Source organism: Thermanaeromonas toyohensis ToBE (assembly GCF_900176005.1).
Classification (GTDB): domain Bacteria; phylum Bacillota; class DSM-521; order Neomoorellales; family Neomoorellaceae; genus Thermanaeromonas; species Thermanaeromonas toyohensis.
This window is the reverse complement of record NZ_LT838272.1, coordinates 2,010,386-2,034,168: the sequence shown is the minus strand read 5'-3', so window position 1 is coordinate 2,034,168 and position 23,783 is coordinate 2,010,386. Positions and strand designations below refer to the sequence as shown.

Genomic DNA, 23,783 nt, shown 5'->3' with positions numbered 1-23,783 from the left:
CAAAGCCCAACCTAGCAGGTTAAGAATAAAGAGTATCAAGTTAACTATTAAGGTAACTAGAGGTGAATTAGGGATGCGTAGAAGAAATCGAGCTTTAATTTTAGCCCTTTTTCTCCTTTTGGCCAGCTTATCAGCCTGGGTCTATCAAGTAAGAGCAGGCCTTATTATCACCCATATGCGTAACCCCTTTAGCTGGGGTTTATATATCGCTACTTTTGCCTTTTTTGTGGGCATAGCTGCGGGCGGATTAATAGTTTCTTCGGCGGTCTATTTATTTAGTCTAGAAGCCTTAAAACCCTTCACCCGCATAGCTTCTTTATCCGCCTTCGCCAGTATCTTGGCTGCTGCTGTTATTATACTCCCTGATCTAGGAAGGGTGGATAGAATCTACTTTTTGTTGCTACACCCCAATTTCCGTTCACCCCTGATATGGGATGTTATTGTAGTTTCCTCTTACATTGTTCTCACCTTTTTGAGCGTGTACTTCCAGCTCCTCCCCGACTGGAAAAGGGAAGGCCGGGGTTTTCTTAACCATTGGACTAGAAAACTTTCCCAAGAGGAAGTAAAAAAGATATCTACTACTTGGAGCAAACGCATAGCCTTCGTTGGTCTGCCCGTAGCTATACTGATCCACACCATCACCGCCCTTATTTTTGCCACCCAGGTTTCCCGCGAGTGGTGGTATACGACAATCCTGCCTGCTGATTTTATCGCCGTAGCAGTATCCTCTGGTGCAGCTTTATGCCTTTTAATTGCCCTCTTAGGAATAGGAGAGGAAGGGTTCCCCCACTATGCTGCTGCCTTTACTATCTTAAGCCGGATTGCAGCTGGGTCCCTATTGGTACATTTATTCTTGGTAGCCACGGATCTGGTGATACATTGGTGGTGGGGTAACCCGGAAGAACTTGAGCTCTTATCCCTTCTCTTCCGCCGCTACGGAGCCCTTTACGGCTTAGAAGTAGTCTTGACCGTCTTCAGCATGGTGTATTTCTTAACTTCCCGGGGTATAAGTTCGCCCCGCGCCCTCCTTGGTGGATGCCTTATTTTACTGGCCGGTGTCTTTATCCATCGCCTTAACCTCCTTTTCCCGGCCTTCAACCACTTCCCCTTGGCCCTAACTCTCCCGGGAACAGAAAGTGAGCTCTGGAGTTATCCCGTAGCTGTAGGCCAATTCCAGCCTGGAAATCCTATATTCGTTAGCACATGGCCCTATGTACCCAGTGCATGGGAAATAATTATTGATCTATTGCCCTTTGCTTTAGCTCTTATAACTTGCTCCTGGATGATTAGCTCTTATAACCTGCTGCCCACTACCTGGGAGGGAAAAACTAGAACCATACCTTTCTCCACAACCCAAAGCCTTAATCTATAAGACCTAAGACTTTATAAATAAAGTATACCCATCTAGTATCATCAGTATCTAGCCTTTCTCCTAGAGTTACCTCTTTCTAGGTAACTCTAGTTTTTTAAGGATATGGAATATAGCCCTGAGGTAAGCCTTAAGTAAACCTGTTCTGGTAGTTAACTTACTTTTTGTATACTGGCTTCTTTAGAGATGCAAACTATTAGGGAGACAAACATATCGGTTTAAAAGAGGTGATATAAAGTGCCCCTTGATCAGGATATCCAGCGGTGTATAGACCAGTGTACAAGCCTGGCCCAAAGGATACGCAACCTCTCCAATGGGCTGGTGGATCACCGAGCCCGGTATGCTTTGGCCGAAGCTTCGCGGTATATGGAAATGTGCATACATGGCTGCCTGGATGCTAAAGAGTTTGTAAAAGGATAAGAGCTCTAAGAAATAACAGGAGGTAAGGTAAATGTCAGCCCAGGATCTTCAAATGTTTATTCAGGATTGCCAAAAAATGGCTAATCAGCTACGTTCCCTAGCTGGGCAGGCTTCCGGAGTGGCTAGATCTACTCTAAACGAATCAGTACATCATTTAGAAATGTGCATCAAAGAATGCGAGTTCGCTGCTCAGCAGATCCGCTAAAAAACTTTTTCTCCTAAACTACTTTTTCAAAGGGGGTAAAGGACCCCCTTTTCTTCTTTTTTAAGAAGGAAATATCCAAAATTCGTCTAACCAGCATTTATAGAACCAGGTGTAATAATCTCTTATGGACCCATAACCCAAAGGAGGGTCCAGGGTGAAGATAGGTGTTCTCTGCTATCTTGCCCAAGAGGAAAAGGATGAGGAGATCACTTACAACGTAGAGGAGCTAAAGGAACTCGCTCGAAATATCGACATAGAAATTATAGATCATCTGCTTCAACGCCGACGCCCAGACCCCAACTATCTTTTGGGAGAAGGTAAAGTTCGGGAACTAAAGGAAAAAGTAGAAAAAGAAAACATAGAAGCTGTTATTTTTAACCTAGAACTTTCCCCCCGCCAGATCTTAAGGCTTGAAGAAAGACTAGATAAAGTGGAGATATGGGACCGTACCCAGGTAATCTTAGAGATCTTCCGCCGGCGTGCCCATTCCAGAGAAGGGAAGATCCAAGTAGAGCTTGCCCGCCTTACTTATCTTTATCCACGTATGATGGGCCTGGGAGAGATGCTTTCCCGGCTTGGAGGAGGGATCGGGACTCGGGGCCCCGGAGAAACAAAACTAGAGGTACTCCGCCGTTCTGTCCGCCGGCGTATATATCATCTACGCCAGGAACTAGAAGAAATACACCGGAACCGTGAGGTTCTCCGTCAGCGGCGAACCCAAAACGCTATTCCTGTAGTCGCTCTAGTAGGTTATACCAACGCAGGTAAGTCTACCCTCCTTAATGCCCTGTCCTTAAGCGAGAACAAGGTATTGGCTGAAGATCGCCTTTTTGCCACCCTCGACCCTGTAAGCAGGCGCGTCCGGCTGCCCTCGGGGCGCCAGGTATTACTTACCGATACTGTGGGTTTTATCCAGCATATGCCTGCTAAGCTAAAGGAGGCTTTTAAAGCTACTTTAGAAGAACTAGCTTCTGCTGATCTCTTGCTCCATGTTATTGATCTGACCAGCCCTTACATGGAACGACAGGTAGCCGCGGTAGAGGACATCTTAAAGGAACTAGGTTTGGCCCATCGCCCTCTTCTTAAAGTGTATAACAAAGTAGACAAGTTTACCGGGATCCCTCCAGTGGACGGCTTAGCCATCTCGGCCCTCCATGGTATCAACCTCCCTATCCTCTTAAGGCGCTTGGAAGAGGAACTTTTTCCTGTAAAGGAAATTGCCTTGTGGATACCCTTCACCCGGCTAGGAGAATTGGCCCGGGTAAGGGATCGTGTGGAAGTGGTTAAGGAAAAATATTTACCCCAGGGGGTGGAGGTACTCTTGCGAGGTCGTCCCCAAGACCTTAAGCTTTTGGAAGCCCGTATAAGGGGAGAATAGGCGCTTCCTAATCATACGCATTTTACCTTTTAACTGGCCGGCAACTGACTTTGGGATTCTGCTTTAACTTTTCAACCTGTAGCTTTTCCTGCTCCAAACCCTTTTTGTCTTCTAAAGGAGAGAAAAGATAGGAGGAGAAATCTTGCAGGAAATTTTCTAGGAATTTCTTTTTCAAGGAATAAAATACCCACTGACCTATTTTTTCCTCCTCCACCAGGCCGGCTTCTTTTAGAACGCGCAAATGCTGGGAAATGGCCGGCTGGGAAACGCCAAAGATTTCCTCCAGTTCGCACACACAAAACTCCTGCTCGGCCAAGAGGGCAATGATTTTTAAGCGTAGGCTTTGGCCCAGGGCCTTAAATATTTTTTCAGCTTCTTTTATTTTCAAGCATTGATCAACCTCCTAAAGCGATTGGCCCTAATTCCTTATAGCGTATTATCTTAATATATAAATACTTGCTTATATATTATTTTACCCTTTTGCTCCCTGTCAAGTTGCCCTACTTTATGAACCTAGTCCTGTCTTTATTTTCGCTCCGCAAAGTCTCCGTCGCAAGCAAAACTTGCGCACTTCCGCTTTCCCTCCGCTTCAACTCCACTTCAACTCCGCTCTAACCAAAGTAACGTTGACGTAGAATATGCCTAAAGAAAAAACCCCCTCCGCATTCGCTCCAGCTCATGCCCCGCTTCTTCATCCTGACCGCCAAAACATGGTTTATTTCCGCTTCACTGGCCCCCAAACCGTGAGGCTCCGCAATAGTTACTTTCTTAGCCACTTCTGTCTGCCGCCAGTCCCTTAACCCCTCCCAGTTATCTTGCAGCTACTTACGCGTTTCCTCTATCCTCTCCCTTTGCTCACACTATATAGGGGATCAATTGAAACCTGCATCAACGTATGGTATATTGGCCGTAAGGCCTTCAAGTGCCCAGCGGGGAATGCGAGGAAGTAAATCTCCTTGGCACAGAGAAAACTCCAAATCGGGGAGGGAACTCGATTGGATCAGGAGATAATCTTCTTGGTCGAGGAGGCCCCGGAGGGCGGGTACACGGCACGCGCCCTCGGTCACTCCATATTCACTGAAGGCGAGGATCTGGACGAAATAAGGAGCAACGTCCGGGACGCCGTACGCTGCCATTTTGAGGATAAAGACATGCCGCGGGTGATCCGGCTACACATCGTGAAAGACGAGGTTATGGCGGTGTGAGGCTACCCAGGGACGTGAGTGGAGCAGAATTGGCGAAACTCTTGACCAGGTATGGCTACCACATAAACCGAAATTTACCCTTGCACTAGTTTTCTATTGGGGCCCAAGGTTCGGATTTTTTCTGCCATAGCGGTAACGACTTCAGCAAATCTGGCGCCTTCTGAGCCAGAGATCCAATGTATTTGCAAGCGTTCGCGTTCCAGCCCCACATATTCAAACAGTCTCTTCATAAGAAGAAAACGGCGCCGGGTAAAGTAGTTGCCGCTGACATAATGGCAGTCACCGGGATGGCAACCTGCTACTAAAACCCCGTCAGCGCCCCACTGGAAAGCCCGTAATACGAACTGAGGATTAACGCGCCCCGAACAGGGAACCCGTATTATTCTGACATTAGCTGGGTACTGTATTCGGCTTAAGCCGGCAAAATCGGCACCTGCATAAGAGCACCAGTTGCAACAAAAAGCTATAATTTTCGGTTCCCAAGAACGAGCCTCCTGATTTACAGACATATTGCCTTCACCTCCGCCAAAATCTGCTCATTGGTAAAGCCTCGCAAATTCAGAGCGCTAGAACGACAGGCCACTGTACAAGCACCGCACCCTTGGCACAATCCGCTATTAACGGTGGCTACCTGGCGGGTAACTATTTTACCAGCCACCTTCTCAGTAATAGTCTTCATCTCTATAGCCTTGTAAGGACAGATAGACTGGCAGGTAGCGCAACCAGAGCAAAGGCGCTCATCTACCTCCGCAATCATGGGATCGGTGACCAGCTCGTCTCGTGCGAGGAGCTGGCAAGCTTTTGCAGCGGCAAAACCGGCCTGGGCCACAGTATCAGGAATATCCTTGGGCCCTTGGCAGGCCCCAGCCAGAAAAATTCCTGCCGTAAAAGTTTCCACCGGGCGCAATTTGGGATGGGCTTCCTGGAAGAAACCATCCTTGTCGGTACTGATACCCAACATCTTAGCAAGGTTTTCCCACCCCTGGCTGGGTACCATGGCCGTAGCTAATACCACTAGATCGGCGGCTACCATCACCTGCCGTCCCAAGAGCGTATCTTCGCCACTCACTATAAGTCTGTCCCCTTCCTGGTAAATACGGCTTACGCGGCCTCTTATGTATATAGTTCCCTCGTGGACTGTCCGCTGGTAGAATTCCTCATAACCTTTGCCCGGTGTACGCACATCCATGTAGAAGACAATAACCTGGGCATCGGGTATCTTCTCCAGAACTTGATGGGCATGCTTGGCGGTGTACATGCAACAAACTCGGGAACAATAGCTTTTGCCTTTTGCCTCATCTCGCGAGCCTATACATTTAATAAATACTACTACCTTAGGCTCTTTCCCATCTGAGGGCCTTAAAATTTTCCCTCCTGTAGGTCCGGAAGCATTGACCAACCGCTCAAAATGCATGCTGGTAATTACATCGGGATACAACCCGTACCCATATTCGCCGTATACCTTTTCCCAGGGGAAGAGTTCATAGCCGGTAGCTACTATTATGGCTCCAAATCGCTCGGTTACGATTTCATCTTGCTGCTCATAATCAATAGCCCGTCTGGGACACGCTTTCTGGCACACACCGCATTTTCCCCTGGTAAACCGAAGACAATGCTCGCGGTCGATCACCGGAACAGCGGGGACAGCTTGCGGAAACGGTACGTATATGGCTTTCCTTTTACCCAATCCGAGTTCGAATTCGTTATCCACCTTGGTGGGACATTTCTCCCAACAAGTGCCACATCCGGTACACTTGTTCTCATCTACTGAGCGGGCCTTCTTTCTGATGGTCACCTCAAAGTTGCCCACGAAACCTGCTACTTTCTCCACTTCAGAATAGGTCATTAGCTTGATTTTAGGGTGCTGGGCAGCAGCCACCATTTTGGGAGTACAAATGCAAGCAGAGCAGTCCAGGGTAGGGAAGGTTTTATCCAGCCGGACCATGTTTCCACCGATACTCGGCTGTCGGTCCAGCAGGACAACTTCATACCCAGTATCGGCAATATCTAAGGCCGCCTGAATACCGGCAATGCCGGCTCCAATAACCAGAGCCCGTTTAGTAATCTTAATGGCCGTGTTCGATTCTAAGGGAAAGTTGTGCACAGCTTTAGCCACGGCCATGCGGACCAGCTCAATAGCTTTGGTCGTAGCCCCTTCTTTATCCTGGATATGCACCCAGGAACACTGTTCTCGAATATTGACCATCTCCAAAAGATATGGGTTAAGCCCTGCGCTCTCTACAGTTTTACGAAACGTGGGTTCGTGCAAGCGGGGTGAACAAGAAGCTACTACCACCCGGTTTAAGCCTTGTTCCTTGATAGCCTTACGGATAAGTTCCTGACCGAGGTCAGAACACATATATTGATAGTCCGTAGAAAATACTACCGCTGGAAAACTTTCCGCTGCTTCTGCGACCCGTTTTACATCCACCACCCCTGCAATGTTGCTGCCACAATGGCAGACAAAGACTCCTACCTTTTTCATGCTATCTTACCCCTTGACTGATGAGGTTTTTCCTAAAAATATAACTTTTGCTTCTGTAAACTATAACAAATAGTTCTCCATAAGAAACCGAAATCCTTCTCCCTACAAAAAGAGTTTAGGAGGGAGACAAGAGTTCCAAAACTTTCCGCTTGCTTACGAACATACTACCGGTAAGCTTAACTCCTTTGGTGGTATCAAAAACTTGGGCAAGGACCTCCTGGCCTTCGGGCGGTGGTACTTGGAAACCTGCGGTGAGGAGCCGGAACCGGAGAAGACCATCAGCATAGACCTCCGGGAGTACCAGGGCTGGATGCGGAACGTGAAGGGGTTAAAGCCCAACACCGTCACCACCGCATGAAGGCCCTGAAGTCCTGGCTCTCTTGGTGCGTGAACGAGGGCCTGGCCCCCGGGCTGCCGTACTTTCCGAAGGGCGTCCCGGAGGCCAGGCAGGTACCCCAGGCTCTGAAGAGGGCCAAGGTCAACAGGCTCCTTCAGGAGGTCGAGAGGGAAGGCGACCCCAGGGACGCGGGCTTAATAATAAGGCTGATGCTCTCCTGCGGGCTGAGGGTATCGGAGGCCGTGTCGCTAAGGTTGGAGGACGTAGACATAGGCGAGAGGCGCGGGGTAATCGTGGTCCGGGGCGGCAAGGGCGGCAAGTACAGGGAGGTGCCCGTGCCGCCTGAGGCCATGGAGGGCCTCCGGGAGTGGCTGGCCGCGAGGAAGAAGAAGTACCCCCGCTCGCCCTGGCTCTTCCCTGAGGCCTAGGACGAAAAGCCCCTGACCACCAGCGCCGCGTGGCGGGTGGTGAAGAAGTACGCCTGGAGGGCCAGGATACCGGTTCTGCACTCCCACACCTTAAGGCACACCTGCGCCCACGAACATGCTCCGGTCCGGGGCCAATCTTATTGAAGTACCGTGCTCGGGCACGCTAGACTCGACAGTACGGCAGTATACACCAGGCCCTCGGCGGCCGACCTCGCCAGGGCGCTGGAGAAGGGGGAGGCAGATACATCGTTTTGCTGTCAAATTGCTGTCAAAGCAGCAAATTTTTAGGCCTCCCGATCCCGGGAGGCCTTGATTCTGTTGGTGCGCCAGGTAGGATTTGAACCCACGACCCGCTGATTAAGAGTCCGATAAAGTCTATCCGGCCTCATCCGGTTCGGTACGTCAAAGTATTATAAATTCTAGCTTCCGGTTATTTTTATATACGACATCATCCGTTGGAATCCTGCTATGGACTATGAATTTGGGCAACGGTTGGGCAACGGTCGGCAACGCTATTTACTGTGCTTTAAGGCCTCTTCGACTTTAGCAGCTGCCTCTTTTTGCAACGTGGGTAAAACGTGGCTATAAGTATCGAGCGTCAGAGTAATGCTCCGGTGCCCGAGGCGTTCCTGGACCACCTTTGGATGTACCCCCTGGGCCAGCAATAGGGTAGCATGAGTATGCCGCAGATCGTGGAAACGTAACTCGGGGAAGCCAGCCAGCTTAGCCAGCTTCTTGAAGCGGTGAGTAACAGTAAAAGGATCAAGAGGCAAGCCATTTTCGCGGCAGAATACAAGCCCATAGTCCTGATATGCCTGCCCTAAGCGTAGTCGATTTTCAGCCTGCTGCTTTTTTGCAGCCTTCAAAATGTCTATTACGGCAGGGGATAACACTACTTGTCGCTTCCCGGCCTGCGTTTTGGGTTCCTTGAACATTACCGGCTGGCCAGGAAGCTTCTGGAGTATTTGCCTCACATAGGCCACGCCAGCAGTCATGTCGATGTCCTGCCAGCGTAGCCCCAGAAGCTCGCCCTGGCGCATCCCCGTGTAAACTGCCGTGACTAGCAGGGCATAATCAGGATGATTAATCTCCTTAGCCTTGGCCAAGAGCTTATTTACTTCTTCAGGGGATAACGCTTTCACGTCAGGCCGTTTATAACGTGGGGCTTCTACGGCTTCGGCCACATTCCTATGTACTAGCTGCCACTTGAGCGCATGGCCCAAGGCCTCATGTAAAATGCGGTGATGGTACTGGACGGAGCGGAGAGAGAGGCCGCCTTTACCGTCCTTACGGCCTGACTGAAGGGCTTTACTGTAGTATTCTTGCAAATGGAGGGGCTGTAGCTTGTCAAGTTTTATGTGCCCCAAAGCCGGAATTAGATGCTGGTGGATGATGTAACTGTAGCTTTGCAGCGTCTTGGGTGCCAAGTTGGGCTTGCAATAGGCCTCCAGCCAGTGAAGCAGATACTCACCTACAGTCATTCCAGAAGGCTCCACGTATGTACCCCGTTCAAGCTCGTTTAGCATCCGGACCATTTCTTTTTCGGCTTCTTTTTTGGTACCTTTAACGCTTTTGGTGATACGCTTGCGTTTGCCGGTTACTGGGTCACGGTCGAGTTCTATAACTATGGTCCAGGAACTTTTGTAGCGCTTTTCGAGATGGCCGGTGGGCATCATAGGCACCTCTTGTAGTTGAGATGCTTTTTACTTTATTAATGCCTGATATACGATAGAAGCAATCCCAATAATAGCAGCCAAAGCTACCCCAATAGCACTAATTACCATGGCGATTATCCAGCGCCTAGTTTCTGCGTTATCGGTCCTGATGGCTTGAATATCGCTTCTAAGTGCCAAAATTTCAGCATGCCTTTGATTATCTCTGTCTCTCATTTCAGATAGAGTTTGATTAATCATATGGGCGATTCGGTCCTCAGTAGACTTCAAAGAGGCTTTTATATCTCCTATATCCTGGTTAAGCTTATCAAGGTATTTTTCTTGCCAGTCCATATCTATCATCTCCCTAGCCCTTACAATTCCACCAAAAACCTTCGCAGGGCTACTCTGGGCTTTCATACCTTTATTATAGTCTATTGGTTTTTCTTCCTCCAATATTGGCAAAGCAGAATGTACCACGGTGGGCACTGCGGAAGTAGGTCCAAATCCTTCCCACCAATCCCTACTAACATTTGCACGACCTCGCCTAATTTTGTTCAATGAGGCCATTCCCTTAGAGGCAAATCCGGAAGCTTGGGAAAGCGAAGGTGGTGTCTTCCTTGCAAATTGCGGGGCTATATTATTTTCGAGAACCGCCATCTTGAGCCCCCCTAATAGTGGCCGTTAACGTGGTTCCATCTTTTTATATTCTTCAACCTTAGACTGTAGCCACTCGATAATGCTAGGCAACACCTTGATCGGTATTATGACTCGCGCATGGCAGACACGGCGGATATTAATTTCCGATAGCTGGTTATAATCGGGGTCCTGTTCTTGTCTAGGCGGGGTATTAGGGTCCGTAGATGGAATAACCTTAATGCTGTTTGGTAAAGGGAAGACATCTTCACAAAGGTAAACCTCCAGCTCTCCCGCCGAAGATACTACACCCCACACGCTATCTACCCGAAATTCCGTATAGCGGGGACTTACTTCGTAATTGTAGATTACAGGTTTACCATTCATCAAGTTCCTCCTCCTTTGTTGTATTTTATCTATACACTAAAGCCACCATGACCAACGTCGGCCTTTCTGCTATACTATACCTAGGTCTTAAACTAACTAGCCAGCTTACCAGCCCTTCTAAGGCTTTCTCTGTATTCCTCCGCTGGTGGTTCTATTGTCCAACTAACAGGACCGCTATGAAGCTCGCTAACGGCTTTCTGAATTTCGCTTAGAGGTACCTTAAAAAATTCTTTTCGTGGGTTAAGTTTATTTAGTTCATATTCCCTGAAACGCTCATGTAGCGCTGCTTCTAAGGCTGGAGCATCTTCACTAAAGATAATTGCGTGTACGTCAAATTTGAAGGGTACTGAGGCATCTCCTAATTCATAAATTCTGTCTAACGGATCTAGCCGACGGGTCATACCTATTTTGTAAACATCTTCGCCAAATGCGCCTATATTGGATATGATATAAACAAAGCCAGCTCTCGTATTTTGTTCACGGTTAATAATGTCCTCTTTATCTTTAACGATCTGCTCTAATTTTTCTTCCAGCGATTTAATTTGCTCTATATAGAAGCTCTTTTCTACTTCAGTAGTTGCCTTTTGCATGTGGGCCATAAGCTTTTTAATTTCGTTCCTAAAGTGGGTCTCTTCTTTTTCTAGTCTCAATCGTTCTCTTTCGAGTTCTCTACGGGCTTTTTCCTCCTCTAGAAGTTGTTCACGAATAGCCTTTTGTAACTCCCGCTCTTGTTCTTTCTTAATGGCATATGCATATACAAGATTTAACTCTTCCAACTTGGCTTCCAAGTACTCTTTAGATATAGCAATGCCATCTGTAGCAAAAATCCTGTTGAGAGTTTCAAAAGACTTTATAATCTTACCCCTAGCTGTATCCACATTACGAGCATTTACCTGGGAAATGATGTTTTCGCATTCAGCATTAAAGCATCTAAGAATTTGCTTTGCATTATTCTCCACTATTTTCTTTTTATCTGTCGCTGTGATTATCAGGGCTTTATCTTTTTTTATCAGGTCCTGCTGATTGAGCCTTAACATCTGAAGCTTATTTTTTATTTCTTCTGAAGTAAATTGGTCATAGGCCGAAATATCAACAGTGGCCGTTATAACTTCTTTAGTAAGGCTTTTCAATTCATCCTGAAGTTGTGCATATTCTTTGTTCATTTCGGCTAAACGTTTCTCAAGAGATTCTTTTTCCCTGTTAAGTTGCTCAACTTGCTGGGTGGCTTCATTAATAAGGTTTTCTGCTTCCTGGGTAGCCTTATTTAGTATGTCTACTGCGGAGCCGTATACCTTTTGCTGCATTATTATCAGTATTAAGCCTATAATTGTCGGAATCCAACTTATAGGCCAAAGTGCTATCAAAATCGCTATAACCCATGTGCTCAGATACCACCGTTTTTGAACTATATTTTCCATCCTTAGAAACCCTCCCCCGCAATCAATGCTTGAGCTTTTATTCTAACAAGCATACCGAACTGTGACTAGGTCCGGCAACCGCAACCTGAAGTCTACCATCTCTTCAGTTACATCGAAGTACTCCGCCAACTCCCAGCGATAGGTCACCCCTTCCTTAAAGGCTCGTATCAGATCCGGTAGCGGAATAAGATGCTCCGCTGCCCACCTGCGGGCCCTATATTCGTAAATTCCTATGTTAGTACGCTGGTGATAGCGGGGTAGCGTCCGTGGAATATGTATCGCCCCAATGGTGGTATAGAAATGCCCTATTTCCTCGGCAAGAACACATCTGAAGTAGGAGCGGGGGGCGCTTTGTAAAGTATGCGATAAGCCTATAATAGGAGGAAGGCCCGGGCGGTACCAATAGACAGCCTCCAGCGGCGGTTTGAAGTCCCACCACTCAATTTTGATTCCCTCTTTTTCCGCTAAAGCGAATAGTTTCATGGGCATGTCCAACACCCCTGCGGATTATGTCGAAACGTGTCAAATGCCCATTATAAAACAAAAGCCTGCTACCTAGACAGAGCAGCAGGGAAATGATAGGCCTGCATATTATGTTCTACCTATGTTCTGTCCCATTCTTCCTTGCTTATGCCGGCCTGCTTTAAAATCCTTTGCAGTAAATCTTCACTAATATCTGTGCCGTGTTCATTGGGTATCCTTATTTTTAGACTTCCTCGTTTCATATATGAATGCTTACCACCGGGAAAGGGACCTTCAAAGCCAAAGTGCTTCAATTTCGCAATTAATTCTCTTCTTTTGAGAGGCTTCATCGTATATCAACCTGCCCAGGAGCGGTCTTCGGTCCATTCCCTATTCAAATCCACGCCACCTAATACAGGAAAATCCCTATCGCCCTCCCGGAGCTTGAACAATAACCATTCTTCAAGAACTTCCTGGAGGGTTTCTAAACATTCTTTCTTGGTTTTCCCATCTGCCCAAACTCCAGGACAGGAGGGTATTTCGGCGTAAAATGTACCATCGGACAATTTTTCTACTATGGCTTCTTTCATCGCCGCATCAATAAAGGAGGTAAAAACACCGCCTCCCATTTTGGCCCTCACTCCTTTTTTAGTTGAAGGCTCGAGGGAAGGAACATTAATAGTAGAGTTTTCAATATTAACATTGACGATTATCGTGCCAGGTACTATTTGGGGCATCTGTGTCTGTTGCCGTCTTTCTACTCCTAATATATCAAAAAGAGTTCTCCTGGTAATACCCGAGGAAGTAATAAACTCTTCACTCACTTTCTTCGGCCTCCCCTAAAGCAGAATTAACTGAGCGTATTACTTCCTGGCGATAGTGTTCAATAATACGAGTAAGTAAGTCCCTGATCCTGACCAAATGAGGCCAGCTAACGGCAATCTGAGCGATAACACGACCATCGATAACATTGCCAGTATTTATCGCTTCCGGTGGAGCATTGCCAGGTAAGTTTTGAATAAATGTTAGGACAACTCTTTCTGGGTTAACATTAGCTTGGACAAGGTCAGCGAACTGGATCTGTAACGCTGACGGTTCTGTAGCAATTAATCTGCTCTCTAGTTGAGGACTGCTCTTCGGGGTATTCGCAGGATTTTCCAAAGCAGGGCCCTCCTTCCGGTATTAATCTCGTTTCTTCCCATACTTTCGCAGCATAAATTCTTTGAACTCCTCTAAGCTACGTCGAGCCTCCTCGGGAAGCTCATCCGTGGAATCATCCGTGCGGTGGGCGGCTTCGTATTCAAGTATTGATGCCTGTTTGCCGGTCAACAAATAATCGGTAGAGACGTTTAATGCCTCTGCCAGTTTGACCAACATTTCGGGATCTGGGCTTCTTTGCCCCTTTTCGTATCTATTTATCGTAGCGTCGGATACATTTAATAGTGCTCCTAATTGAGCTTGGGTAAGTCCTTTTGCTTCTCGCGCTTTCCTCAGGCGTTCCCCAAGTTTCTTTGTAACGTTTTGCTCCTGCACGTCCATTTTGACACCACCGATTTACCATCTTGGTAATTGTATTTTACCACGACCCAAATGTTTTTAAAATATTTTCTACCAAACTGGCAAGTTACCCCTTGACACTACCACATTGGTAGTCTATAATCATAAGCGAAGGCTACCGAATTGGTAGGAAAGGAGGCTGAAAGCCATGAAGCGCTATATAGACCTCGCGAAGATCAAAGCTCTGCGGAAGCAAAAAGGATTAACCCAAGAAGACATGGCGCAAGCCTTGGGATATGAGACTGCTATTGGCTACCATTACTTAGAAACTGGGAAGCGTCGCATCACTGCCGAAAGGCTTGCAGATATTGCCGCTATCTTAGGTGTTACAGTTGATGAGTTATATGCAGATGAACCTACCAGTGTGGTAGCTAACCCTGCCATCAACCAATAAGGAGGTGACTTCCATGCCCACCCTTGTTGACCCACTTTACCAGACTGCCGTGAAGCACAAGAAATGCTGGGTTTGCGGCAACCCCAACTGCCCGTACCCCAGCGATGAAGACTACAGCAAGGCGCTCCAGGAGAAATGGAACGGTAACCCCGACAACAAGGAATGCTGGATGCCTATTGAGGAGGCTTCCTGATGTGGCACGCCGACCGGCTGAAGCCCCCCGAGACATAGAGTACGTCCCCATGTTTGAGCCCGACATGGAGCGCATGGTAAAAGCACTGCGGATCCTTCTAGAGTACCAACCCCCAAAAGAGGAGGAGGTGATAAAGATTGCGGACCCGCGAACAGGTAGAGAAACATCTTGCAGCAGTATTAGCCCAAATAGCCGAATGCAAGCAAATAATCAAGGCTGCCGAAGCAGCGGAGAAGAGACTCCGCAAGCTGCGGCAGGAGCTGGCTGAAATATCTCGGGAGTATGCTGAAGCCAGCGAAATGGCAGATGTGTTGAGGGTAGAGAGGGGATAGTTCCTCTACGACACTAGGTAGGCTTAGTTCCCCGGCACCGGGCCCTGATGCCGGGGTGGCAGGAGCTTCTAAGTAAATTACACCACAGAAGGTAGGTGCAAGCAATGTTTCGAGAGGCACGAAAACAAGCGGGCTTGAGCCGAGAAGAGGCAGCCGCAAGACTGCACATAGGCACCAGAACGCTCTTTGCCTATGAAAGTGGGCAATCGGTGGTGCCACCAGAGATAGTGCTAAAGATGGCCGAGGTATATAACAGGCCAGACCTTCCTGCAAATTACTGCGCAAAGATGTGCCCGATTGGGCAGCTAATTGCGCATCACTTTGAGAAGACCAACGTGGCCACTATGGTTTTAGGGTTGTTAAAGGAGCTAGAGGACGTTGAAAAGGTCAAATCCAGGCTTATATCGATTGCGGCTGATGGGCAAGTAGATGAGAACGAGCGGCCGGAATTTCAGCAAATCGTTAAGGAAGTGGTGGAGTTAGAACGGGAAATCGGAGAACTTAAGCAGTTTGCGGCGAGGATAGGCATAAGCCTAACGAGTTTAATGCCCAAACAAAAAGAAAAAGCGGCTTTGCGAGCCGCACTGTAAGAATAACAGCCAACTACCTGGCTCCATTCTAGCACGCCTAGATGGGGCTGTCAATGGAGGGAATGAGATGCCTACCTGTGCAAGATGCAATAGGAAGCTTACTAATCCGCACTCGATCGCCCGCCAGTTAGGGCCAAAATGCTACAAGCTGGCCGATGGCGGGATATTCGACAGCGACCTACAGGCAGATGAAAAAGAGTGGGCCCGCCGGGAAGAACACTTGCGTAGAGGCGGGGAAATCGACTTCGGCACGAACTGGAGATACCCTCTCGAAAATGGCTTTAGCGTTAATATGCGCATAAGCGTTCGGTATAGAGATGGTGCTTTTGAAGCTTATGGAGTTGTTTTTGACCCCCGTGGCGAGCGTGAAATTGTGTTCGCAAGGAGCGAAGACTTGAAGGCGATATATCGTGAGGCAATTGCCACGGGGCCAACCTATACAGCGATGGCCTACCAATCCATGAAAGAAGCCAAACGCCAGGCGCGGAAGGGGCGGATGGCCGTATGAGCGGGGCAAAGGTGTATGAAATAGTCCCCCAGGAGGTCCGGGACCTGGTGGACAGGTGGGTTAAAAATTTCGCCTGGGGACTAATACGGCATAACACCATGATGCGGGCCGTAGCAACGGTTTTAAAACTTCACGGAATAAAGCGGCTCCCACTAGGGCGTTACGAGGTAGTTTACACATGCGACTTCGGGGATCTTCCGATAATCCACATTCATGGTAGGGAAAGGGTTAGCGAGGCTTGCCCCGCCTGCGGTAGCAGTGCCTGGCGCTACATCCATACGGAAAGGGAGCTTCCCTTCAGCAGGTACGACATAATTACCGCCTTTTGCCTAGACTGTGGGTGCTTTTACCGCAAATTCGGCTGGAAGGTGGAGGAGCGAGATGCTGAGCAGGCCTAAGAAGCTTATAGCAGTTTATGTGGGACCTGTAAGCGGGTTTAGGGTTTACCTCAAAAGAATGAAAAGGGCGCTAAATTAAGGACTGGCTGCCCTGTCCGTGACGGTGCAAGGATAATTCCTCGCTAGACGGCAGGGCGGCAGACCCGCAAAAACTGAGGTGGGGAAGAGTGTTCTTCACAATTGTTCTTGACGAACCCTTGAAAGTTGCTGCATTTCCAGGTGGCAAAGAACACGTGGTAATCAGATTTGAGACTGGAAGAGGCGATATCCAAGCGGCTTACCTCACAAAAGAGAATGCGAGGCAACTTATTGACAAGATTTCCAAAGTATTGTTGAAGGAGGAAACTCTAGATGAAGTTACTGAGGCTAACCCTTAAAAACTTCAAGGGCATCCGCAGGTTCACCTTGGAACCTAACGGAGCAAATTGTACCGTGTACGGTGCTAATGAGGCTGGCAAGACTAGCTTAGTGGACGCTTACTTATGGTTACTGTTCGGTCGGGACAGCCAAAACAGAGCCGATTTCGCAATAAAGACGCTTGACCAAAACGGCCAGGTCATCCCTGGTCTGGAGCATGAAGTTGAAGGGGTATTTGACCTCGACGGCCGCAAACTCACCTTGCGGCGAGTGTTCCGCGAGAAATGGACAAAGAAGCGGGGGAGCGCTACTACAATCTTTTCCGGACACGAAACGCTCTATTACGTGGACGGTGTACCAGTAAAGGAGAAAGAGTACCAGGCCCGGGTTGCGGCCTTAGCGGATGAGACTGTATTTAGGTTGCTTACCGACCCCTATCATTTTAACCGTAACCTATCCTGGCAAGAAAGGCGCCGCATTCTAATGGAAATCTGCGGAGACATAACCGACCAGGAGGTTATTGTTTCCGATCCGTCCCTTTCTGAGCTTCCCTCCATTTTGGGCAACAGATCCATAGATGATCATCGCAAGATTGTTCAAGCCCGCATGTCAAAAATCAATCAGGAACTAAGAGAGATCCCCACACGTATTGATGAGGCAACCAGGGCACTACCTGACGTTCCCGACATTGACGAGGCCGAATTGCAGAGTCAAATTAAGGCATTGTATGACGTGCTAGCGGAAAAACAGGCTGCCTTAGCCCAGGTATCTTCCGGCGGAGCCATAGCCGAGGCCAAGGTGGCCTTGCGGGAATGCGAGGCCGAAATTCAGCGTCTGCGAAACGAGCAGGCTGCTAGGCAGGCCGAGCGAACGGGAGAACTGCGACGGAAATTAATCGAAGCAAAAGGCCAAGTGGATGTTCTGACCACAGAAATTGCAGTAGCTAAACGCCGCATGGTCCAGCTTCTGGACGATGCACAGGCCGTAGAACGGGAGATAAATAGCTTGCGGATACAATGGCATGAACGTAATAAGCAGGAGTTTGTCTTTGAGCAAGATACCATCTGCCCCACCTGCGGCCAACCGTTGCCGCAAGAAAAGCTAACTGAGGCTAGGGAAAAGGCCTTGGCCGAGTTTAACCTAGCCAAGGCTCGGGACCTTGAAGAGATTAGCAATCTTGGCAAGCGCCGCAGGGCCGAATACGAGGAGATAATGGGCGAATATAACTGGCTTTCCGCCAAACTAGCAGAAATGGAGGCCGAGCTCGTAAAAAGGCAAGCGGAAGTTGACCGTCTTAAAGCCGAACTGGAAGCGGCCAATAACGATACTGATATAGCCCTGGACAACGCAATAAAAGCCGCTATGGAGCGCAAGGCTGAACTGGAGGCCGAAATCGAACGGCTCCAGGCGGATAACCGGGAAGCTATAGAAAAGGTCCGCCGGGAAATTGACGCCATCAACGGTCAGATCAAGGACCTGAGCCAAACCCTGGCCCGTATCCAAGCCCGCAAGGCCGGCCTGGCAAGGATAGAAGAGCTTAAGGCCCAGGAGAAGGCTCTGGCAGCCGAATACGAGCGGCTGGAAAAGGAGTTGTACCTGTGCGAGCAGTTTGTCCGGACCAAAGTCAATTTATTGGAGGAGCGGATAAATTCCAAATTCCGCTATGCCCGGTTTAAGCTCTTCGAGCAGCAGGTTAACGGCGGCATAGCTGAAACCTGCGTGACCCTGTATAAAGGGGTCCCTTATCCCGACCTGAACGGGGCCGCAAAAATAAATATCGGCCTGGACATAATCAACACGCTAGCAGAGCATTACGGGTTCTACGCCCCGATTTTCATAGACGAGCGGGAGAGTGTGACCAACTTAATCCCCGTCAATAGCCAGGTAATCAGCCTGGTGGTGAGCCCGCGGGATAAGACCCTACGGGTAGAAATCGAGGAAGACACTTTACTAAAGGAGGCCATCTAATATGGCGATGACGGCGGAACAACAAACAAAAGGCTCGTTGGCCCTTTTGAAAAAAGATACCGTTGATTTAGTGGCTGCAAAGGTACAGGAGTATCTGCGGCGCGGAGAAATCAACCTGCCGCCCGACTACTCCCCGGTAAACGCCCTTAAGAGCGCCTGGCTGATACTCCAGAATACCGTTGACCGGGAAAAAAGGCCGGTACTGCAGACCTGCACGAAGGCATCAATAGTGAACGCCCTCATGGACATGGTCATTCAAGGGCTTAATCCAGCTAAACAGCAATGCTACTTTATTGCCTATGGAAATCAGCTTGTATGCCAGAGGAGCTATTTCGGCACCATGGCCGTAGCTAAGATGGTGAACCCGGACATAGCGGATATTGTGGCTGAAGTGGTTTATGAAGGGGACGTATTTACCTACAAGCTAGACCGGGGTAAAAAGATAGTGACCAACCACGAGCAGAAGTTGGAAAACATAAACCCCAAAAAGATCAAGGCGGCCTATGCCATGGTAATCAATCACAACGACGAGGTTATAGCTACCGAAATTATGACCATCGATCAGATTAAGCAGGCATGGAGGCAGAGCCCGATCCATCCGGTTGATGAGAAGGGCAATATCAAGCCTGGTACTACCCATGATAAGTTTACCGCAGAGATGTGTATCCGAACAGTTATCAATAAGGTCTGTAAGCCAATTATTAACTCCTCCAATGACGCCCAGCTTCTCCGGGCAGTAAGGCGGTCGGAGGAAATTGCGGCGGAGGTAGAAGCTGAACAGGAAATAGCTGAGAACGCAAACCAGCAGGTAATCGATATTGAACCAATCGAGGAACCCGAGGAAAATTACGTACCCGAGGAAGCCGAAAAGCCCGGCAACGGCAAACCGCAAACGACCAATTCACAAAGGCGTGAACCCCAAGAAGGGCAGCAGGTATTTTTCGGGGATGATCCGGGGTTCTAATATGGAAGTCCAGATATTCGGGTCCGGCTCAAAGGGGAACTGCTACCGGCTTATCGCCGGTGGCTCCCCCCTCCTCCTGGAGGCGGGAATACCCGCAAGAGAAATACAGCGGTTGTGTGGATTTCGCCTTAACGAACTGGTAGGGTGTTTGGTCAGCCATGAGCACCAGGACCACTCCCGGGCCGTTAAAGACCTCCTTAAGATGGGCGTGGACTGCTACATGAGCGAAGGCACGGCCCGAGCTTTAGGAGTTAGCGGGCATAGAGTACACATTATCCGGGCCCTTGAGCAATTGACAATAGGAGAATGGACCGTGAAGCCCTTCGATGCGGTGCATGACGCCGCCGAACCCCTTAACTTTCTGCTAGCCCACAAAAGCAGGGTTAAGGCGGTCTACATTAGCGATACCGCCTATTGCAAGTACAGGTTTAGGGGTTTAACTCATGTGCTAATAGAGGTTAACTACAGCCTGGATATTTTAAATGAGCAAATATCAGCGGGAACTGTATCGGTAGAGCAAAAAAAGAGGCTGTTAAAAACCCATATGAGCCTAGAAACAGCGAAAAACTTCCTTCTGGCTAACGACCTGAGCAAAGTTGAGTCAATATACCTTTTGCACATGAGCGACAACAATGCGGACGCAGAGCGCTTTAAACGGGAAATCCAGGCTCTAACGGGCAAGATGGTGTTTATTGCTTAACCGCCAGCCTCAAACTTAAAAATCCAAAGGAAAGGAGGCATCCTCCGAGTTATCGGGGGCTGGCTATCCACATTATCCACTGTCCGCCGCTCCAGTTGCGCCGGGCTGGGGCGGCGGTAAAAAGAAAGGGGAACACGTTATGTGGATACAGACTGAGACTATTCTGGTCAATCTTGACCATTGTGAGACGTTAGTTATAGAAGATGACCCGGGTATCGGAGGATGGTGGATAGTGGCTGTGGGGATGAAACAAAGATATAAAATTTACTATACTGCGTCGCATGATGAGGCCGAAAGTATTCTGAAGGAATTGGCCGATAAAATTGCAGTTGCAAGCACCGTTATAAAGAAACAGTCATAACTTCCCCGCTGGCTCCGGGCCGGAAGTGTGTGGAGGGACACTCCGGCGGTCGGATGCGTCCTAGACCGGGGAAAGGCGCGAAATAGCAGGAGACTGCTCTATCCACCTAGGGCGCGAGGGGGCAGCCGGAGACGGTGGGGAGCCCATTAATTAGGGAATGTTGACGGACGGATGCGGCCAATTGAAGATAAGTCGTTCCTAGAAGAAATTGGAACTGTAATGTACAGGTTTGGCAGAAAGTTGGCTGGCCGTGAACTAGACGGCCGGGAATGGAATGAATACCCAGCTGAAAGCACCTTTTAGGAGGCCCAAACATGCGGCGAAGGATACTGAACCCGGAATTTTTCGTAGACCCTGATATTATCGCTAATCTTGACTTTGGCGGCAGGCTCTTTTACCAGGGCCTGTGGTGCGTAGCCGAGGATAGCGGGGTATTTGATCCGAATCCACTCGGGCTTAAGATGAAGATCTTCCCGGGCGACAATATCGATATAGCCACTATTCAAGGTTACTATCAAACCCTGGTCAGACTTAACAAAGTGGTAGAATTTGAGGTCAATGGCCGCACCTACGCCTGGCTTAAGAACTTTCACAAGCACCAGAAGCTGGACAGGCCTTCGCCGCCTTCTCTTCCTCTTCCCCCGTGGGTCGTATGGCACGGGGAACAAGAGTACGGGAAGGAAAAACACAAGTGGCATTATGAAGTCCTGCCTGAGTACATACCTAATCGAGACCCCAAGTCATCACTAATTGCCGAACATTCGGAGAGTAGTAGTGTAACAGAGACATACCTATTCGACGAATATTCGACGAATAGTCGTCGAACAGACGACGAGCAGACCACGACAGAAGAGAATAGAAAAGAAGAGAAGTTAAAAGAAGAGAAAGAAAAAAGAACTGAAAGCGAAGGAGGGGGTGTGGGGGAGGAGGGGTCAAAAAACTTGTCAGGCTCGACGGCTTCGCCGTCTACGCCTTCGCTTATTGAAGGCTTGTTATCCAGATATTCTCCTGAACAACGGCAGCTAATTGAGGACTACTGGGAAACTATACGCTTTACCAGGAAGAATGCCAAGATAGCCGACAGCATTAAAATTCGCGAGCTGGAGTACTGGAGCAGGTATCCGCCGGAAATCGTGATGGAAGCTCTGAGAATACATCTGGCACGGTACCCCACAAAGGAAGAGGCGTATACCCGGGGGATTATGCGCCGGTTAAAACGTGAAGCGGAACGGGGTGAATTCAATGGCAGACCTGGAAAGAGCAGGACAAGTCCTGGAAAGACTGGGATTCAAGACTACGAATCTTTCGTCCTTAGGTGAAGAGATAGAGGCCAAAACTTATAAGTGTGAGTTCTGCGGAAAAGTTAATGAGCCGCACGTATTCAGGCATCCTTTTCAATCCGGTGTAATAGTTATCCCCAAAACATGCGAGTGCAGGTTTAAAAGCTGGGAGGAAGCAGAGCGACGGTTACGAGAGAATGAACGGAAGCGGCGGATTAAGCAGCTATTTGACGAAAGTATGCTGGGGCCGAGGTTCCAGCAATGCACTTTTGAAACGTGGGTTCCTATGCCCGGCACTGAAAGGGCTTATGAAGAAGCACGTAACTTTGTCTTGAACTTCCAAGAGAAATTGGAAACCGGGGAAGGTCTCTTAATCTACGGCAGGCCTGGGAATGGGAAAAGCCATCTGGCAGCTGCTGTAGTTAATGAGCTAATAAAGTGCGGCATCCCCGCTATATTCGCTAATGTGCCAAACCTTCTAGGCAGAATTAGAAAGACATACTCCGATAAACGCGGGGAAACGGAAGCGGATATTTTGCAGGCATTATCGCTGGCCGATCTGGTGGTGTTAGACGACGCAGGCGCAGAGAAATGGACGGAATGGGTTGAAACTACTCTTTACACCATAGTGGACGACCGATACAGGCAGCAAAAGCCTATGATTATTACTACCAACTGCAACTTAAGGGAGCTAGAGGAGGCTGTAGGGGAGAGGGCTTTCGACCGCATACTGGAGATGTGCGTGGTGGTAGAGAATACAGGCGCGAGCTTTCGGAGGAAGAGGGCTTTGGAAAGGATCCAGGAAAGAAAGACAAAGGAGGTAAAGGCCGGTGAATCTACTTAGTCTGGAAGATAGGGTTAGAGGAGGCCTCTACGGCGTGGCAGTCGGGGACGCCCTGGGTGCCACGGTAGAGTTTATAAACCGGGATGAAATCCGGCGGTATTACGGGGTTTTGCGGGACATCGTGGGTGGCGGGTGGCTTAACCTCCGCCCCGGCGAATGGACAGACGATACCGAAATGACCCTGGCCGTGGCCGAGGGAATTATAGCCGATCCAGAGGACCCGGTCCCACATATCGGACAGGCCTTCCTGCGGTGGAGGGCTACTAATCCGCCGGATATAGGGAACACAGTCAGTACAGTCTTTCGTATTTTGGACAGAGATAATTTGAACCAGTGGCACATAGCGGCCGAACGGGCTCACCGGGAATTGGGTGGTATGAGCGCCGGTAATGGGGCACTGATGAGGACGTTACCGGTGGGGATAGCCTACACGGAGCCCCGTAACGTTTACCGGTGGGCCATCATTATAGCCAGGATGACCCATTGGGATATCAGGGCTGGGTTGACCTGCGCAGTTTATTCCCTGGCGGTGCGGAACATTCTAGACGGGGCCTTGGACAAGTATATTGCCTTAGCTGAAGCTGCTAAAGCTGCAAGAGAGTTGACAAAGGAAGTTTACCAGGGAAGTTTGAGCGAGATCATAGATGCGCCTATCAATAGAGACGGTAGCAACCTTAAGCCAACGGGATATACGGTGGACAGTTTTCGCTGCGCAATATGGGCGTTTATAGAGGCTGAGGGCTTTGAGGATGCGGTGGTCAGGGCCGTAAACCTTGGTGGAGATGCGGACACCATCGGGGCCATTGCCGGTGGCCTAGCGGGAGTTTATTGGGGATTTGATGCTATACCCTCCAGGTGGCTGGAGAAGTTCACGTCGGAGCAGAAGGCCAGGCTGGACCGGGCGGCGGAGGGGCTATTAAAGGTCCGAAAAGGCTGTGAGGAGAGGGGCTAGTGA

At 49.0% G+C, this 23,783-nt stretch carries 35 protein-coding genes; 22 read left to right on the top strand and 13 right to left on the bottom strand.

Annotated elements, in window-relative coordinates:
• Window positions 1–73: 73 nt before the first annotated feature.
• The 4 genes from nrfD to hflX all read left to right on the top strand — a co-directional run bounded on the left by nrfD (window position 74) and on the right by hflX (window position 3,372).
• A complete protein-coding gene (nrfD, locus tag B9A14_RS10580) occupies window positions 74–1,372 on the top strand; it encodes an NrfD/PsrC family molybdoenzyme membrane anchor subunit (RefSeq protein ID WP_084665665.1) in 1,299 nt (432 codons plus the stop codon).
• 234 nt (window positions 1,373–1,606) lie between these two features.
• Window positions 1,607–1,789: a hypothetical protein gene (locus B9A14_RS10575; protein ID WP_084665664.1), complete on the top strand. Its 183-nt coding sequence runs from the start codon at window positions 1,607–1,609 to the stop codon at window positions 1,787–1,789.
• 31 nt (window positions 1,790–1,820) lie between these two features.
• A complete protein-coding gene (locus tag B9A14_RS17250) occupies window positions 1,821–1,994 on the top strand; it encodes a hypothetical protein (RefSeq protein ID WP_157109928.1) in 174 nt (57 codons plus the stop codon).
• Window positions 1,995–2,148: 154 nt separating this feature from the next.
• Window positions 2,149–3,372, top strand: coding sequence for a GTPase HflX (gene hflX, locus B9A14_RS10570; RefSeq protein ID WP_084665663.1), 1,224 nt, complete (start codon window positions 2,149–2,151; stop codon window positions 3,370–3,372).
• A 22-nt stretch (window positions 3,373–3,394) separates the two neighbouring features.
• Here hflX and B9A14_RS10565 read toward each other — a convergent pair whose 3' ends face one another.
• Window positions 3,395–3,760, bottom strand: coding sequence for an ArsR/SmtB family transcription factor (locus B9A14_RS10565; protein WP_084665662.1), 366 nt, complete (start codon window positions 3,758–3,760; stop codon window positions 3,395–3,397).
• A gap of 223 nt (window positions 3,761–3,983) precedes the next feature.
• Entirely contained in the window at window positions 3,984–4,193 is a 210-nt protein-coding gene (locus B9A14_RS17245; protein ID WP_157109927.1) for a UPF0236 family transposase-like protein, read from the bottom strand.
• Between the two features lie 174 nt (window positions 4,194–4,367).
• Here B9A14_RS17245 and B9A14_RS10560 point away from each other — a divergent pair, with 174 nt between their 5' ends.
• Window positions 4,368–4,577 (top strand): 2-oxoisovalerate dehydrogenase, encoded by a 210-nt coding sequence (locus B9A14_RS10560; protein WP_084667111.1) that lies wholly within the window; start codon window positions 4,368–4,370, stop codon window positions 4,575–4,577.
• A 74-nt stretch (window positions 4,578–4,651) separates the two neighbouring features.
• Here the strand turns inward: B9A14_RS10560 and B9A14_RS10555 are convergent, their stop codons facing one another.
• Together B9A14_RS10555 and B9A14_RS10550 are read right to left on the bottom strand one after the other, a co-directional pair.
• A complete protein-coding gene (locus B9A14_RS10555; protein ID WP_084665661.1) occupies window positions 4,652–5,086 on the bottom strand; it encodes a hydrogenase iron-sulfur subunit in 435 nt (144 codons plus the stop codon).
• Complete coding sequence (locus tag B9A14_RS10550; RefSeq protein ID WP_084665660.1) at window positions 5,077–7,062, bottom strand: CoB--CoM heterodisulfide reductase iron-sulfur subunit A family protein; 1,986 nt, start codon at window positions 7,060–7,062, stop codon at window positions 5,077–5,079. Before B9A14_RS10550 ends, B9A14_RS10555 begins: the two co-directional genes overlap by 10 nt.
• 202 nt (window positions 7,063–7,264) lie before the next feature.
• On the opposite strand from B9A14_RS10550, the gene B9A14_RS17240 reads away from it, so the two are divergent.
• Entirely contained in the window at window positions 7,265–7,420 is a 156-nt protein-coding gene (locus B9A14_RS17240; RefSeq protein ID WP_157109926.1) for a hypothetical protein, read from the top strand.
• Window positions 7,417–7,827: a tyrosine-type recombinase/integrase gene (locus tag B9A14_RS10545; protein ID WP_084665659.1), complete on the top strand. Its 411-nt coding sequence runs from the start codon at window positions 7,417–7,419 to the stop codon at window positions 7,825–7,827. The genes B9A14_RS17240 and B9A14_RS10545 overlap by 4 nt, the downstream gene beginning before the upstream one ends.
• A 512-nt stretch (window positions 7,828–8,339) precedes the next feature.
• Here the strand turns inward: B9A14_RS10545 and B9A14_RS10540 are convergent.
• The 9 genes from B9A14_RS10540 to B9A14_RS10500 all read right to left on the bottom strand — a co-directional run bounded on the left by B9A14_RS10540 (window position 8,340) and on the right by B9A14_RS10500 (window position 13,921).
• A complete protein-coding gene (locus tag B9A14_RS10540) occupies window positions 8,340–9,500 on the bottom strand; it encodes a site-specific integrase (protein WP_084665658.1) in 1,161 nt (386 codons plus the stop codon).
• Between the two features lie 30 nt (window positions 9,501–9,530).
• Window positions 9,531–10,139 (bottom strand): DUF1515 domain-containing protein, encoded by a 609-nt coding sequence (locus tag B9A14_RS10535; RefSeq protein WP_084665657.1) that lies wholly within the window; start codon window positions 10,137–10,139, stop codon window positions 9,531–9,533.
• A 24-nt stretch (window positions 10,140–10,163) separates the two neighbouring features.
• Window positions 10,164–10,502, bottom strand: a complete 339-nt coding sequence (locus tag B9A14_RS10530) for a hypothetical protein (RefSeq protein WP_084665656.1) — start codon at window positions 10,500–10,502, stop codon at window positions 10,164–10,166.
• Window positions 10,503–10,594: 92 nt separating this feature from the next.
• Complete coding sequence (locus B9A14_RS10525; protein WP_084665655.1) at window positions 10,595–11,920, bottom strand: SNIPE associated domain-containing protein; 1,326 nt, start codon at window positions 11,918–11,920, stop codon at window positions 10,595–10,597.
• Between the two features lie 42 nt (window positions 11,921–11,962).
• Window positions 11,963–12,409, bottom strand: coding sequence for an ImmA/IrrE family metallo-endopeptidase (locus B9A14_RS10520; protein WP_084665654.1), 447 nt, complete (start codon window positions 12,407–12,409; stop codon window positions 11,963–11,965).
• A 113-nt stretch (window positions 12,410–12,522) separates the two neighbouring features.
• Window positions 12,523–12,732 (bottom strand): type II toxin-antitoxin system HicA family toxin, encoded by a 210-nt coding sequence (locus tag B9A14_RS10515; RefSeq protein ID WP_084665653.1) that lies wholly within the window; start codon window positions 12,730–12,732, stop codon window positions 12,523–12,525.
• 6 nt (window positions 12,733–12,738) lie between these two features.
• Window positions 12,739–13,206: a type II toxin-antitoxin system HicB family antitoxin gene (locus B9A14_RS17590; protein ID WP_197686506.1), complete on the bottom strand. Its 468-nt coding sequence runs from the start codon at window positions 13,204–13,206 to the stop codon at window positions 12,739–12,741.
• Complete coding sequence (locus tag B9A14_RS10505; RefSeq protein WP_084665652.1) at window positions 13,199–13,543, bottom strand: hypothetical protein; 345 nt, start codon at window positions 13,541–13,543, stop codon at window positions 13,199–13,201. Before B9A14_RS10505 ends, B9A14_RS17590 begins: the two co-directional genes overlap by 8 nt.
• A gap of 21 nt (window positions 13,544–13,564) precedes the next feature.
• Complete coding sequence (locus tag B9A14_RS10500) at window positions 13,565–13,921, bottom strand: helix-turn-helix domain-containing protein (RefSeq protein WP_084665651.1); 357 nt, start codon at window positions 13,919–13,921, stop codon at window positions 13,565–13,567.
• 166 nt (window positions 13,922–14,087) lie between these two features.
• Here B9A14_RS10500 and B9A14_RS10495 point away from each other — a divergent pair, with 166 nt between their 5' ends.
• The 15 genes from B9A14_RS10495 (at window position 14,088) to B9A14_RS10430 (ending at window position 23,780) form a co-directional block, all read left to right on the top strand.
• Window positions 14,088–14,333 (top strand): helix-turn-helix domain-containing protein, encoded by a 246-nt coding sequence (locus B9A14_RS10495; protein ID WP_084665650.1) that lies wholly within the window; start codon window positions 14,088–14,090, stop codon window positions 14,331–14,333.
• A gap of 13 nt (window positions 14,334–14,346) precedes the next feature.
• Window positions 14,347–14,526, top strand: coding sequence for a hypothetical protein (locus B9A14_RS10490; RefSeq protein ID WP_084665649.1), 180 nt, complete (start codon window positions 14,347–14,349; stop codon window positions 14,524–14,526).
• A gap of 137 nt (window positions 14,527–14,663) precedes the next feature.
• Entirely contained in the window at window positions 14,664–14,858 is a 195-nt protein-coding gene (locus B9A14_RS10485) for a hypothetical protein (RefSeq protein WP_084665648.1), read from the top strand.
• A 104-nt stretch (window positions 14,859–14,962) separates the two neighbouring features.
• Complete coding sequence (locus B9A14_RS10480) at window positions 14,963–15,448, top strand: helix-turn-helix domain-containing protein (protein ID WP_084665647.1); 486 nt, start codon at window positions 14,963–14,965, stop codon at window positions 15,446–15,448.
• A 67-nt stretch (window positions 15,449–15,515) separates the two neighbouring features.
• A complete protein-coding gene (locus B9A14_RS10475) occupies window positions 15,516–15,956 on the top strand; it encodes a DUF6011 domain-containing protein (protein ID WP_084665646.1) in 441 nt (146 codons plus the stop codon).
• The gene (locus B9A14_RS10470) at window positions 15,953–16,354 is read left to right on the top strand and encodes a hypothetical protein (protein WP_084665645.1); all 402 of its coding nucleotides are present in this window, start codon (window positions 15,953–15,955) and stop codon (window positions 16,352–16,354) included. The genes B9A14_RS10475 and B9A14_RS10470 overlap by 4 nt, the downstream gene beginning before the upstream one ends.
• Before the next feature lie 167 nt (window positions 16,355–16,521).
• Entirely contained in the window at window positions 16,522–16,731 is a 210-nt protein-coding gene (locus B9A14_RS10465) for an early set domain-containing protein (RefSeq protein ID WP_084665644.1), read from the top strand.
• On the top strand, window positions 16,706–18,679 hold the full coding sequence (locus B9A14_RS10460; RefSeq protein ID WP_084665643.1) for an AAA family ATPase: 1,974 nt from the start codon (window positions 16,706–16,708) through the stop codon (window positions 18,677–18,679). The genes B9A14_RS10465 and B9A14_RS10460 overlap by 26 nt, the downstream gene beginning before the upstream one ends.
• Before the next feature lies 1 nt (window position 18,680).
• Window positions 18,681–19,643 carry a RecT family recombinase gene (locus B9A14_RS10455; RefSeq protein WP_197686505.1) on the top strand — a complete coding sequence of 321 codons (963 nt, stop codon included), beginning with the start codon at window positions 18,681–18,683 and terminating at the stop codon, window positions 19,641–19,643.
• Window position 19,644: 1 nt separating this feature from the next.
• Window positions 19,645–20,343: an MBL fold metallo-hydrolase gene (locus tag B9A14_RS10450; RefSeq protein ID WP_084667108.1), complete on the top strand. Its 699-nt coding sequence runs from the start codon at window positions 19,645–19,647 to the stop codon at window positions 20,341–20,343.
• Window positions 20,344–20,482: 139 nt separating this feature from the next.
• On the top strand, window positions 20,483–20,704 hold the full coding sequence (locus B9A14_RS10445) for a hypothetical protein (protein WP_084665642.1): 222 nt from the start codon (window positions 20,483–20,485) through the stop codon (window positions 20,702–20,704).
• A 171-nt stretch (window positions 20,705–20,875) separates the two neighbouring features.
• Entirely contained in the window at window positions 20,876–21,007 is a 132-nt protein-coding gene (locus B9A14_RS18015; RefSeq protein ID WP_269456739.1) for a hypothetical protein, read from the top strand.
• A gap of 11 nt (window positions 21,008–21,018) precedes the next feature.
• Window positions 21,019–22,023, top strand: a complete 1,005-nt coding sequence (locus B9A14_RS10440) for a hypothetical protein (protein ID WP_084665641.1) — start codon at window positions 21,019–21,021, stop codon at window positions 22,021–22,023.
• The gene (locus tag B9A14_RS10435; RefSeq protein WP_084665640.1) at window positions 21,947–22,828 is read left to right on the top strand and encodes an ATP-binding protein; all 882 of its coding nucleotides are present in this window, start codon (window positions 21,947–21,949) and stop codon (window positions 22,826–22,828) included. The genes B9A14_RS10440 and B9A14_RS10435 overlap by 77 nt, the downstream gene beginning before the upstream one ends.
• Window positions 22,815–23,780: an ADP-ribosylglycohydrolase family protein gene (locus B9A14_RS10430; RefSeq protein WP_084665639.1), complete on the top strand. Its 966-nt coding sequence runs from the start codon at window positions 22,815–22,817 to the stop codon at window positions 23,778–23,780. Before B9A14_RS10435 ends, B9A14_RS10430 begins: the two co-directional genes overlap by 14 nt.
• Window positions 23,781–23,783: the final 3 nt, after the last annotated feature.